This window comes from Moraxella sp. 179-F 1C4 NHS (assembly GCF_045370505.1).
GTDB lineage: Bacteria > Pseudomonadota > Gammaproteobacteria > Pseudomonadales > Moraxellaceae > Faucicola > Faucicola tetraodonis.
Genome location: NZ_JBIQEC010000030.1, coordinates 1 through 12,887, shown reverse-complemented (window position 1 = coordinate 12,887; position 12,887 = coordinate 1). Strand labels below are relative to the sequence as shown.

9 protein-coding genes and 4 tRNA genes are annotated in these 12,887 nt (G+C 44.7%); 4 read left to right on the top strand and 9 right to left on the bottom strand.

What is annotated here, in order from left to right:
- Both ACH0AB_RS10665 and ACH0AB_RS10660 read right to left on the bottom strand, forming a co-directional pair.
- A tRNA-Asn gene (locus ACH0AB_RS10665) sits at window positions 1-76 on the bottom strand.
- A gap of 160 nt (window positions 77-236) precedes the next feature.
- A tRNA-Asn gene (locus ACH0AB_RS10660) sits at window positions 237-312 on the bottom strand.
- Between the two features lie 411 nt (window positions 313-723).
- On the opposite strand from ACH0AB_RS10660, the gene ACH0AB_RS10655 reads away from it, so the two are divergent.
- The 4 genes from ACH0AB_RS10655 to ACH0AB_RS10640 all read left to right on the top strand — a co-directional run bounded on the left by ACH0AB_RS10655 (window position 724) and on the right by ACH0AB_RS10640 (window position 2,123).
- The gene (locus tag ACH0AB_RS10655; protein ID WP_050772869.1) at window positions 724-1,173 is read left to right on the top strand and encodes an acyl-CoA thioesterase; all 450 of its coding nucleotides are present in this window, start codon (window positions 724-726) and stop codon (window positions 1,171-1,173) included.
- Between the two features lie 8 nt (window positions 1,174-1,181).
- Complete coding sequence (locus ACH0AB_RS10650; protein WP_406878139.1) at window positions 1,182-1,856, top strand: DUF2059 domain-containing protein; 675 nt, start codon at window positions 1,182-1,184, stop codon at window positions 1,854-1,856.
- A gap of 87 nt (window positions 1,857-1,943) precedes the next feature.
- Window positions 1,944-2,019: transfer RNA gene (locus ACH0AB_RS10645), tRNA-Val, on the top strand.
- 27 nt (window positions 2,020-2,046) lie between these two features.
- Window positions 2,047-2,123: transfer RNA gene (locus ACH0AB_RS10640), tRNA-Asp, on the top strand.
- A gap of 375 nt (window positions 2,124-2,498) precedes the next feature.
- On the opposite strand, the gene ACH0AB_RS10635 is transcribed toward ACH0AB_RS10640, so the two are convergent.
- The 7 genes from ACH0AB_RS10635 to cydD form a co-directional block, all read right to left on the bottom strand.
- A complete protein-coding gene (locus tag ACH0AB_RS10635) occupies window positions 2,499-3,203 on the bottom strand; it encodes a potassium channel family protein (protein WP_007116311.1) in 705 nt (234 codons plus the stop codon).
- 23 nt (window positions 3,204-3,226) lie between these two features.
- Window positions 3,227-5,008 (bottom strand): TrkH family potassium uptake protein, encoded by a 1,782-nt coding sequence (locus tag ACH0AB_RS10630; protein WP_406878138.1) that lies wholly within the window; start codon window positions 5,006-5,008, stop codon window positions 3,227-3,229.
- 132 nt (window positions 5,009-5,140) lie between these two features.
- Window positions 5,141-7,009, bottom strand: a complete 1,869-nt coding sequence (locus tag ACH0AB_RS10625) for a sensor histidine kinase (RefSeq protein WP_406878137.1) — start codon at window positions 7,007-7,009, stop codon at window positions 5,141-5,143.
- Window positions 7,010-7,077: 68 nt separating this feature from the next.
- Window positions 7,078-7,746 (bottom strand): response regulator, encoded by a 669-nt coding sequence (locus tag ACH0AB_RS10620; RefSeq protein WP_050324180.1) that lies wholly within the window; start codon window positions 7,744-7,746, stop codon window positions 7,078-7,080.
- A 110-nt stretch (window positions 7,747-7,856) separates the two neighbouring features.
- On the bottom strand, window positions 7,857-8,735 hold the full coding sequence (locus tag ACH0AB_RS10615; protein WP_406878136.1) for a PepSY domain-containing protein: 879 nt from the start codon (window positions 8,733-8,735) through the stop codon (window positions 7,857-7,859).
- Between the two features lie 222 nt (window positions 8,736-8,957).
- Window positions 8,958-10,745 carry an amino acid ABC transporter ATP-binding/permease protein gene (locus tag ACH0AB_RS10610; protein WP_406878135.1) on the bottom strand — a complete coding sequence of 596 codons (1,788 nt, stop codon included), beginning with the start codon at window positions 10,743-10,745 and terminating at the stop codon, window positions 8,958-8,960.
- Window positions 10,746-10,749: 4 nt separating this feature from the next.
- A complete protein-coding gene (gene cydD, locus ACH0AB_RS10605) occupies window positions 10,750-12,447 on the bottom strand; it encodes a thiol reductant ABC exporter subunit CydD (protein WP_406878134.1) in 1,698 nt (565 codons plus the stop codon).
- Between the last annotated feature and the right edge of the window lie 440 nt (window positions 12,448-12,887).

Sequence of the window (12,887 nt, the reverse complement as noted above, 5' to 3'; positions counted from 1 at the left end):
TGGCTCTCCAACCTGGGCTCGAACCAGGGACACATGGATTAACAGTCCATTGCTCTACCGACTGAGCTATTGGAGAACAGATAATCAAGTGGTGCGTATATTACTGAGATTTAAAAAATGAGTCAAGCATTTTTTAGCAAAAAATATTAATAAAGTTCATGATGCAAAATGATTTATAGCAATAATGCTAGATAAAAAAAGACCTTTAACAAGCGATGTTAAAGGTCTTCTTAATATGGCTCTCCAACCTGGGCTCGAACCAGGGACACATGGATTAACAGTCCATTGCTCTACCGACTGAGCTATTGGAGAATAAGCGGTAGAATTTTTTGTTAAACCTGCAAAAATCATCGCAGCGTTTAAGTGGTGCGTATTTTAGCAAATTAACCGTGACTGTCAAGCCCTATATCACAAATATTCGAATTTTTTTATTATTCAACGAGATTTTGGCTAGTAATCAGTCAGTTACTGATTGGCTATTGTGATGATAAGACGAATTTGCTAGTTTAGCGGTTAATGCATCGCTGTATTGGCCAAGTTGCGTCCTAGCTACCTTGCCTCCTAGCTACGTTCTCACCGCTCGCTATGTTGATTCACAGCTATGCTAAGGTTGATAATTTTTTATAATAGTTGTTATATGAATTAAGAAGGATCTTCATTGTGGCTAATTCCGTTGAATTACAGCAAAATTTGCAAGTTGCCCCTTTACAAAACGAACTTACCATGTCTGTGCTGATGACGCCTGATTTGGCAAATTTCACCGGCAATGTGCATGGCGGTGATTTATTAAAAATGCTTGACCAAGTGGCTTATGCTTGTGCCAGTCGCTATAGCGGTAGCTACGTGGTGACGCTATCGGTGGATCAAGTGATTTTTCGTGAGCCGATTCATGTAGGGGAGTTAGTCACCTTTTTGGCAAGCGTCAATTATGTGGGCAAAACTTCGATGGAAGTGGGTATTCGAGTGCAGGCAGAAAATATCCAAAACCGTACGATACGCCATACCAACAGTTGTTACTTTACCATGGTAGCGGTGGATAAATATGGCAAGCCCACCCGTGTACCACCCCTTGAAATCAAAGATAGCCCGCAAGAATGCCGCCAAAAAGCCGCACAGATGCGTAAAGCATTGCGTTTTCAAAGTAACAACATTCCCCAATGTGATATCGAGTAGACAGAAAAATGCGTCATAAATATCTCTCTAAAAAATCCAACAAACCGTTACGCCTATTATGGTCATTAACCGCTAAAAAGTTAGCAGGGCTAGCCTTATTGGTATCATCTAGCATGACTATGCTGGTTCATCCTGCTTACGCCGAATTAATCATTCAGAACAACCCAGTTAGTGCTCAACCACCAGTTACGACTATCAACGAATTGCAAACCCAGCCCACGGATGCATCGCTTGACAAGCTTATCAAGGTGCTACATATCGATAAAATGATTGATGAAATGATTGCCCAACGTCAGCAAGCGGCCAGTATGATGAAAGGGCTACCTCAAGAATTGCCTACAGATGAAAATGCGGGTATTTTTAGCCGTCATGCGCAAAAACAACTTAAAAATATCTTTGTTAAATATAGCACCATCTTGGGACAGCAATTAGACCAACCCATCTCTAAACAGCAACTGCAACAAGCTTATCAAGCGATTGCCAAAAGAACCTATACCCAAGCTGAAGTCGATGCCCTCAACCAATTTTATGAGACCCCAATGGGACAACGCATCTTGAGTAAACAATCGCAAGTTTCCAGTGAGTTTGTGCAGGTGATGATGCCGACCTTGATAGGTGACACAAGCCAATTTGAAAAAGCGATGCCAAGCTTGCAAAAAGATATCGAAAAAATCTTTAAATAACTAGTTGACAATCCATGACAAGTCTATATAATACGCGTCACTTCGATGATATTGAAGCAACTTGATTGGCTTATAGATTGCCTATCAGGGTCGTTAGCTCAGTTGGTAGAGCGTCTGCCTTACACGCAGAATGTCGGCGGTTCGAACCCGTCACGACCCACCAACCTATATCATCGCTATCAGCTACCGTGCAGTGGTAGTTCAGTTGGTTAGAATACCGGCCTGTCACGCCGGGGGTCGCGGGTTCGAGTCCCGTCCGCTGCGCCACTTTTTCTTTGATAAAAAGATAAGTGTTAAAAAACAAAATTTTTAAAGTTTTATGCCTCAAATCTCCCCTGATTTGAGGTTTTTTTTGGCTTAAATTTTACACCAAGCTATTGATTTTAAAAAATATATTGTTTTATAAATTTTTATCTTGATGTGATTAGGAAAATTGATTTTGATTGTTAAGTTGAAAAGATATCTATTTTTAATATTTAAATAAAACTAACGTGACCAAACGCTTGTGACTAAAACTGACCATTTTGTGACCAAAAATTTTGGCTGACGGCTTTCGACCTTGCAAGCCGTTGTTAAAACACAAGAAACCTAGCGAAAATCAAAAAATTAGCCACAACGACTAAATGCTTTGATGGGCTATTGTTATGAATTCTGGGAGGCGTGCATATGCTTGAACAGCCGTCTTAAGTCATTGGTTTCCCCAAATAATACTAAAACCGTATCAGGCTCAATGACAAAATCTGGATGCACAATGCCATCAATTTTGGATTTAGTTTGATTTCGACCAAATCCAAATTGGTTTTGGTGAAATGAAATGGTGGTTAACAGCATCACATTAAATTGATTGATTAAATCAAGTGCGTGAACTGTTTTACCGTAAAATGTAGGCGGTGTCTGTATTTGAACGATACTATAATCGTTATCGAGCTCAAACGAATCAATTAAGCCATTTAGCGACAGTTTTTTTGCCCAGTGCGTTGCTGCCTCGTTTTCGGGCTGGATGATATCATCAACCCCCAATGCTTGTAGCACTTTTTCATGCAGTGGGTTAATCGCTCGGCTAATGATGTATTTGGCATTAAGATTTTTGAATAGGGCAGTGACCATCACGTTTTGCCCTTGGTCTTCGCCAATGGTAATGAGCACCACATCTGTTTGGGCAATGGGTAACCCCGAGACGGCATTTTCACTGGTAGAATCGATACAAATCGTGTGCGAAATGGATTCTTTGTAGCGCTCAACTTTATCCATGTCGATATCAATACCAATGACCTCATGTCCTTGACTGGTGAGTTTGGTGGCAAGTGATGAGCCAAAATTGCCTAGACCGACGATGATGTATTTCATATCTATACCTTATCAATTTATCTTTAGGTGATAATAATCTCTTCGCTAGGATAGCGATAGCTTTGATGCCTTGGGCGATTTAATAAGGCAATTAAGATGGTCAATGCCCCAACCCGTCCACAAAACATCAGCCCAATCAGTACGGATTTGCTAAACGCACTTAAATGCGGGGTGATGCCTAAGCTTAAACCTGTGGTGGTGTAAGCAGAAACACTTTCAAATAACACTTCTGTCATACTCATGTTGGGCTCTGCCCAGCGTATTAACGTACAGCCAAAAGCAATGATAATCACTGACAAACAGATAATCGCAAATGCCCGTTTCACTGAGATATCCGCAATTTCACGACGGAATATTTCGATACGAGAATAGCCGCGTGCCAGTGACACAATATTGAGCACAGCGACCGCAAAAGTCGTGGTTTTGATACCACCGCCTGTAGAGTTTGGGGATGCCCCAACCCACATCAGTGCAATGGTAAGCATCACGGTCGGCGGCGCTAGCTGTGCCATGTCTACCACGTTGATTCCTGATGAGCGCGGTGAAGCTGCCACAAAAAACCCTGTCACAAGTTTGCCTATGACACTGGTATGCTCAGTTAAGGTGCCTTGCCACTCAAAGGCAAGCACACTGACAAAGGCAAGCACTAGCAAGGACAGGGTCGTTACTAAACTAATGCGACTATTGATACTCAGTAACCACGGCTTGGCGCCATATCGTGAGCGGTTAGGAAACAACAGGCGCATCACCTGATGGCGCAAATATTCCACGACATTGGCAACTATCGCAAACCCCAACCCCCCAAATAAAAATGTCACCGCCACAACCATTTGTAACGGATAATTAAAGCGCAGTTGTAACTCATATAAGCTATCACTCATCGTTGAAAAACCTGCATTACAAAATGCAGAGATGGCATGAAAAACCGAAAAAAAGATGCGGCGATGGATACTCATAGGGACATCAAGCATACTGAGATAAATCGCCATGGCTGCCACGGACTCCACCGCAAACGTGACCGCAAAAATTACTTTGAGCGTCTTTAGCACATCACTCATACGATTGGCTGAGGTCACATGCCCAATCTGTAGCTGTGTCTGATAACTGATGCGCCCTCGAAAAAAATAGCTAAAATAAGTGGCAAAAGTCAAAATCCCTAAGCCGCCCAATTGAAACAAACACATGATAATGATTTGACCCAATGGGGTAAAAAAAGCGCCTGTATCTTTTACCGCCAGACCTGTGATACACACCGCACTCGTGGCAGTGAATAAAGCATCAACAAACGCAATATGACCATAAGTGGCATTTGGCATCATCAGCAAAAACGTGCCGAGCAAAATAAGCAATAGAAAACTTAAAATAAACAACTGGGCAGGATGGGCAACGACTATCTTAAAGCTGAACTCCATCACCAATAACTTACGAATAAAAGAAACCAACAACGCAATTTTTATCAGCGATTTTTCAAACAGGAATTTGTATAAAAAAGAACTATTATCGGCAAAAAAATGTGTCACCAATAGCGCAATGACTAATAAAGCAATGGACAAATCAAACGTTAGCACAAGCTTTGAGCGTATACCTTTTTGCACATATTGACTCAATAACTCAATAAAATTAAGCCCAAGCACGATTAAATAAAACGTCGAAGCCACGCCATGCAACCAAACTTTAAAATCAAACCCTGTCTCAATAATCGCAAGCAATACAGCGAATAAACTGCTATAAAATACCAGTTTATTAAACACACCCGATGGCTTGTCATGCATTGAGTCTAGCGCATTTTTTTTATTTTTTTTCAATATAAAATCAAACATCGTAAAGTTGACTTCCGTTTTACCCAAGCATAGTTGTTGTACTTTATACCGCAATTATACGTTTGAGAAAACTAGATTGAGCAATGATTTAAAAAAAGCAGCGATGATTTGATAAAATTACGTTGTTTTTGAGGCAGGCTGAAACACCAAGGTTACCGTTAAGCCTTGGGTGGTGGCAGTGGTTTGGGCGTTATTCTCAACCACTTGCGTAGGACTCAAATAAATATCGATATGGGCTTGTTGACAAATTTGATAAACAATCGATAAACCTAAGCCTGTACCGCCAATTACCGTGAAACCTGAATGGGTACTTGTGTCTTTGGAGGAAAAAGATTTTTTGGCAGTATCACTATGGGTTTGTGTACTGCTTGTTTGTCCTTGTGCTAGTGATGCGCTCGACGCATTTTGATTGACGCGGTAAAAAGGTTGAAAGACGTCTTGATAATGGGCTGCATCAATGCCAATGCCGGTATCGGCAACTTGGACGATGAGTCGTTTTGCGCGGTGATTGGGTGTGTTGCTAGCGTTGTTCACCAACACAGGGGTCGGGGTCAATGCGTTGGCGAAGTTGGTATGGGTGGCATGGGTCGAATCGGTGCTGCTTGATGTCTGCGTTAAGTCTTCGATAGTCATCTGGTCAATGACAACCGCGATATTGCCTGTGGTTGGGGTGTATAAAATGGCATTTTGCAGTAAATTTTTGAGGAGGATAAACAAGGCAGTTTCATCTACACTGACCTGCGTCGCGGACCCCCCCAGCGCGGTGAGATGGTTGTCAACCGATAGGGTTTGGTCTTTGCTATCGGCAATCGGAAATAGCAGTTTGATGGCTTCTCGTAGCACTGCGATTAAATCGGTGGGCGTGTTGGTGCACTCGGTCAGCTGTGATTGCTGGGCTTCCATACGGGCAAGGGTGAGTAGCTGTTCCACCAAATGTTGATTGTGTTCTACTCTGACAGCGAGTTTATGAATGTTTTGTTTGAATTTTGCTTGCCTTGCAGGGTCGCTATACATCGCCGCGTCTTGACTGTATTTTTGCAGTTGTTGCACTTGCAGTGAGATTGCGGTCAATGGCGAGCGTAGCTCATGCGCGGCATCCGCGATAAAGCGATTTTGGTTTTGGATATGCGTGTCAACCCGTTGTAACAACGCATTGATTTCAATGACCAAGGGCATCAGCTCGCTGGGCAGAATTGAGCGATGTTGGCTGTCAGTGGGTAGCTCGATCAAGCTGAGATCTTGACCATGACGTTTTGCCATTTGCTTAGCTAATATCTGAATCGGACGCAATACGCGCTTTAATACCCAAGGCAATAGTGCAAGCAGCATTAGGGTCGTTAGTAAAATTGGGATAATGGATTGCCAAGCCGATTTTAAGGCAATTTTTTTCTGCCATTCGACAGGTTGACGCACAAAAATCACCCGCCTTGGAGTGTCTTTACGAAAGACTTTCCAAATTTCACCATCAAGGGTTAATTCACTAAAACCGATAGGGGTGTTAATTAATTGCGGATGAGCCATAGGCGTAATAAAATTGGTGTCAATTTTGCCAAAACGGGCAGGGAAGATATCAACTTGCACACCATCTTTAACGCCTTGATACTGTAGTACGCTGCTTTCATCATTGGGTGAGAAAACAGTGGTCGGCGTGCTACTGCTAGGGGCAGAAGCTATCATAGCTGGTATAGACGGTATAGGCGGTGGTAAGTCATGCGGTAAAAGATTGTTATCTAGGTTTCGCCTATTGGGAATTAGTTCATGCGGGGGTGGTCGCACCGTTGAGCGCGAGCTAACCAGCTCAGCAAGATAGCTAAGATTGGTTTCTTGTGAGGTATTAAACTCTTGATAGGTATAGCAAAATACCGCAATCTGTACCAAAATGCCAATCGATAGTAACGTGCCAAGTATCCAAACCAGCAATTGTTTTTGTAGTGATTTTTGCAACGATTTTTGCAAGGATAGGGCGGTTTTTGTAGGGTTAGCCATGGTCATTTTCGTGGGTACTTGGCGGTCATTGTCTGGATATTTTTGAGCCTTTTTTCTATCGCTTTTTGTTAGTCTTGGGATTCGGCGCTGATATACCAGCCCAAACCACGGATGTTTTTAATCCGTTTTTGACCAATTTTTTTGCGCAGTCCATAGATTAAAAATTCAATGGCATTGCTTTCTATCCCAGCTTCCCAATTGTAGATAGAATTTTCCAATTCACTTTTTGAAAACACTTTATCGGGCGCGTTCATAAAAGTGGTGAGCAGCATGTATTCTTTGGCGGTAATATCGATTTCTATGCCGTCACGTTTGAGGCGTTTGGCATTGATATCAAGGGTTAAGTCGCTGACTTGTAGGGTGTTTTGGCTATTGCCCTGTGAGCGGCGCACCAATACACGCATACGAGCGAGTAATTCACTCATCGCAAACGGCTTAGTCATATAGTCGTCTGCCCCAGCATCCAGTCCTTTCACGCGGTCTTTGATTTGGTCTCGGGCGGTCAGCACCAGTACAGGCGTGTCGATTTTGGCACTGCGAAGCGTCTCTAACACGCTCATGCCGTCAATTTCTGGCAAGCCCAAATCCAGCAAAATCATGTCATACGCTTCGACTTTGAGGGTCAAAATCGCTTCTCGCCCATCTTTTGCCCAGTCTACCGCATACGCTTCTTCTTCTAGACTATCAATCAGACTGTCGGCAATGAATACGTCATCTTCGACGAGTAATACTCTCATTGGGTTACCTTTATACAAGAATACTGTTCAATAAATAGACTATAACACAAAAAACCGCCATTCTAAGAATGACGGTGTGCTCATAGGCAAGGTTGCCATTTAGCACTCAATTATGGCTGAGTAGGCGCACGACGTTTGAAGTCGTTGAGTGATTTGACATCGCTCACAGCACCTGTTTGGGCATCAACTTTAACATGGTAGACTTCTTTACCTTTTACCACCTCAATCTGATAGCTTGGGGTTCTGGGTGGTTGATTTTGGGCAGGGTTTGGTGCAGGCGGCATGCCTGTATTGCCCATTTTTGGGTCTCTGTTAGGGCGGCGGTGACCGTCACGAGGAGCATGACCCATTTTACCTCCTTTATCCCCACCCAAATGGGCGCCAATGGCTTCACCACCCACTTGGCTTGCTGCCAATTGCATGGCGCGCTCTAGGCTGATATTGGTGGCAGGCGGCGCAGGCGGTTGATTGTTGTTGGGGTTGCCCATGTTATTGGTGTTATTGGGTTGTGGCGGACGCGCTGGGCGTGATGGCCGTGATGGCATAGTTGCTTGGCTCACTTGACCATTAGAGGCATTGACGATATACAGTTGTGGCTGACCATTCGCACTAAGGGTCATGACCCGGTAGCCGACAATGTTGTCATCGGCGTTGTTGGCGCTACGGGCAGGATTTGGGTTGGGTCGGTTGCTATTGTCATGATATTGTACACCAACAATGCGTGTGTTCGCGGCTTGTTTTTGTACCAAGGCGACTGCTTGAGAGGCACTGATGCTGGCATTGGCGGCTGCTTGGGCGTTGGCCTGCATAGCTTGTAAGTGTTGCTCAAAGTTCTTGGCATTGGCTGGATGGCGTTTTTGCATGTTTTGCGCTTGTGGTGCCGCTGAGGTGCTCGCACAGGCGGTGACTGTCGCACCTGTAACAACACTAAGCAGAGCTACACTAAGCCCAGTGGCTAAAAATGAGGGGTTAAATTTTGCTAAGTTCATAGGTTTTCCTGCGATTGTTAATATAGTTGTTGATAACCCTTGATTGGATAGTACTATCATACAAAAATTAAGACAGCAGAAACTTAGCGATAACGCAGAATCGGGCTAGGTAGGTTATAGCAACCGGATTAAAAAAATTTGCTTTGCATAAACGACCACAGCAATGTTCAAAAATGTTTGTATCAATTTTTTTGCCTGTCAAATCAAACCTGACCCCACAGGTTAAATTAAAACATCAGGCTCAGGTAATTGCACGATATTAATTGGACACTCAGTTTGCCAAAGATGGTGGGTGACAATGATTAAAATGCCTTGCTGCTGATGCCGTACCAGCATTTGCCACAGTGCTTCACGGCTTTTTTTATCAAGTCCCGCAAACGGTTCATCAAGCAGCAAGATTTTTTTGGGGGTGAGTAATAGCCGTGCCAAGGCAATGCGTCTGGCTTGTCCACCGGAAATAGCTTGTCCGTATTCCCCTAGTGGGGTCTGTAATTGTAGCGGCTGACTGCACGCCCAGTCTTTGAGCCCAACCTTACCCAGCACTTGCCAAAGCTGTTCATCACTGGCATCGGCGTTGCCCAATCTTAAATTGGTCGCCAAGGTCTGGTCAAAAATATCAATCTGCTGCCCCAAATAACCTGTGAGCGCGGGCGTATTGGGTAAGGCTAGCCAATCCATCCCATTGAGCTTGATGCTGCCTTGTTGTGGTGCTAGTTCATGAGCCAACACTTGTAACAGTGTTGATTTTCCCGCGCCCGAGCGCCCCGTAATCAATACAGGGATGCCTTGGGTGGCAGTCAAGCTGATAGCTTTGAAACCGACAATCGCCTGCGGCATTTTGGCAGCTAGCTGATTGATAGTGAGTGTGAGTGGTGCACTTAGGCGCGCAAAATCAATGGGTAAAGGGGCTAAATCATGGTTTAAATGATGACTAGGTTGTAGCGAAGGATTAAGTAATTCATTGAGTTGATGTTTTGCTGCCAAACTATTGCCAAGGGCTAGCGAATGGGTGACTAACGGTGCTAGCAAGTCAGTCATCCCCATGATACCGAGAAATAGCGCAAGCAACATCGGCACACTGATGACAAGGGGCGTGTGATAAAAACCCACTAACAAGCCGACCAAAACCGCTGCAATCAGCCACTGCATGATCAGCATGACCAATGACTGGGCGCGCTGGATGCGCTTTTGCTGATGCGTATGTTGAGTGTCGACGCTGTTAAAAGCAGTCAATTCGGATTGCCAGCGCTGCCAAATCAATAAATGGGTAAGCGCCGATAGCGGATTGAGCAAACTGACGCGTCTTGACTCTGCCAATGCCTGATGAGCGCGAGCGTGCTTGATACTGCACCATGTTAGCATGGCAGGCAGCATCAAACCTGCGATTAAAAATATGGTAATCAGGACGGGGTTAACATCATATTGATAAAGTAAAATGGCTACTAGCAAACTAGCAGTTGTCGCGACTAGCCAAGGTGATACCACGCGCAGTGGCAACTCATTGAGCACCTCAATATCATGGGTTAAACGGTGCATGGCATGGGTAGATTGTAGGGTACTTGATAAGTTTGCCAGTGGCAGCCGTGCAAACTGGTTAAAAAACCGCACTCGCAGCCGCTGCAACAAACCAAACACCGCATGGTGGGATACCATCATTTCACCATAGCGTCCTGCGGTACGTACCATCGCCATCACACGGATAATCGCTGCCGGTACCAGATAATTAAAACTGTGTGAGCCCAGCGCTACCATCCCCGCCATTGCTGCCGCAGAAATAAACCACCCTGACGTCATCAATAGCCCAATCACCGATAACGCAGTCATTATGCCTAAACAGGCAGCAATGAGCCATTTATCTAGCTGCGTGCTAAATAGCTGGGTTAAACGAAAGGTTTGATGACTGTTTGCTTTTTTTTGCCGGTGAGTTTTGACAAGGCTATTTTGACTAATAAGCCTATTTTCACTAGCAAGTTTATTTTCGCTATTTTTTTCACTATTAGGGGCTGTCATACCGTTACGCCTTCGCCAAAGTAGATGCAATATCAAGGCTTATTTGCCGATCCAGCCAAGGCAGGTTTGTGGCATCGTGCGTCACCCATAACACGGTTTTACCCCTCGTCACTTGTTGTAATAACCCATTAATCTCGGCTGCGGTATCACTATCTAAATGCTCAGTGGGTTCATCGAGTAGCCAAAGGTGCGCGTCTTGCAAGAGTAACTGGGCGATTGCCAGTCGCCGCTGCTGCCCACCCGACAAGCCGCTACCACGCTCACCCAACTGAGTATCTAGCTGATTTGGCAGGGCTTTTATCAAAGGTTTTAATCCCACTTGCGCAAGAATTTGCCATAGTTTGTCATCACTGGCGGTTGGGTCGGGAAGGCGTAAATTATCGGCGATAGTCATCGGCAGTAGCATGGTTTGCTGCGACAAATAGGCGATTTGGTGGCGAAATTGCGTGGAATTGATGGTGTTAAAATTTTGGTTATCAATAAAGATATCGCCTTGATAGGCACAAAAACCCAAAAAAATTTGCAAAAGGGTGGATTTGCCGCTGCCACTTTGACCGACAATCGCCAACCGTTCCCCTGCGGCAATAGCAAAACTTAACGGCGCCAGTCGTGTGCGCTGCTGATGATTGACCCAAATATTATCTGCGTCAATGGCAGGGGGTGCGGTTAACAAAAAATGATTAGCTTTTGTTTTTTCCGCTGGCTGAAAAGCTAACAACGGTGATAATTCGGCAATCGCACCTTCCGCTTGCGCTTTGACATGATAATCCGCGCCCAATTGACGTAGCGGGGCATAAAATTCGGGTGCCAACAGCAGCAAAAATAGCGCCGACTGGTAAGGCACAGGCACCGTGTTTTTTTGCCAGGGTAAAATACCGATTAAACCAAAACCCAAATACACGGCAAGTAGCGCAATCGACAGCGCGGCTAACAGTTCTAGCGCTGCGGTGTTTAAAAACGCAATTTTGAGCACCGACATGGTGCGCATACGGTAGGCTTCGGCTGAAGCATCGATATCTTGACTGGCGTGCCCAACAGCATCCAGCCGTTGCAGTGTCGCTGTACCACGTAACCAATCCAAAAATCGCCCGCTTAGCTGTGCCATCGCGGCAAATTGTTGCCGACTTTTACGGGCGGTGGCATGACCAATTAATACCATAAATACAGGGACTAGCGGTGCGGTCAGCAGTAAAATCAGCGTCGCTATCCAGCTTTGGGTCGCAGCGGCGACTAATAGCATGATAGGCGTGGTCACCACAATCAGTCGCTGCAGATAAAAACGGCTGACATAGCCCGTTAAGGCGTCACATTGCTCAATCACCATACTGGCAAGCCCGCCATCACTGCCATACTGGTCGCGCGCCGCACCTACTTGTGCCAGTTTTTCAACTAGCGTTTTTCGTAGGATGCTGGCTACTTGTAGTCCCGCGTCTAACGCCAGCTGGTCTTTGCAAAAATGCAGTAAAGGACGTAGCAACAGACATCCCATCAGCCACGGCAGATAATCAAAAAATACGTCAGTGGCAGGGCGGTGATGGGTAATTTGTGTTAACCAATCTGCAAAGATGACCGCAATCAGCCAAGACTGCACAATCAATACCAGCGTGGACACAACTGACAGTCCCCATGCCATATAAATCGGTCGCTTTGCCATAGCGGCATAGTGACGAAGGGTTTGGTTGACAGCAGAAGTTTCAGACATGGTTGGTTAACAGTAACGATAAAATCAATGGACATATCATAGCGTATCAAGCACGGGTTAGGTACGACAAATCATGCTCATCAAGGCAATGAGACAAAAAAGTGTAAACACCGTGCCCACCAATGAGGGTTGATAATACCTTGATAAAGGCATATAAAAAGCCATATAAAAGACAATTAAATAAGTAAAGCGATGAACGAGCCCACTTTAAAATACTACCCTCAAGAGACCCATAAACTATTACTCATTCAACTATCACCATCTTTGACATGGTATGAGAAGATGGTAGCAGCAACGCAATACTAATCATAGTATTTTGTAGTCGGGTGCGACATTATGCCGCATGACAAATAATTTATAGATTTAACCCCAGTTCGACATAAGCTATACCCTAAGGCTTTGAATTAGCAAGCAATCTTAGCGACGAAAGGTTCAATCAG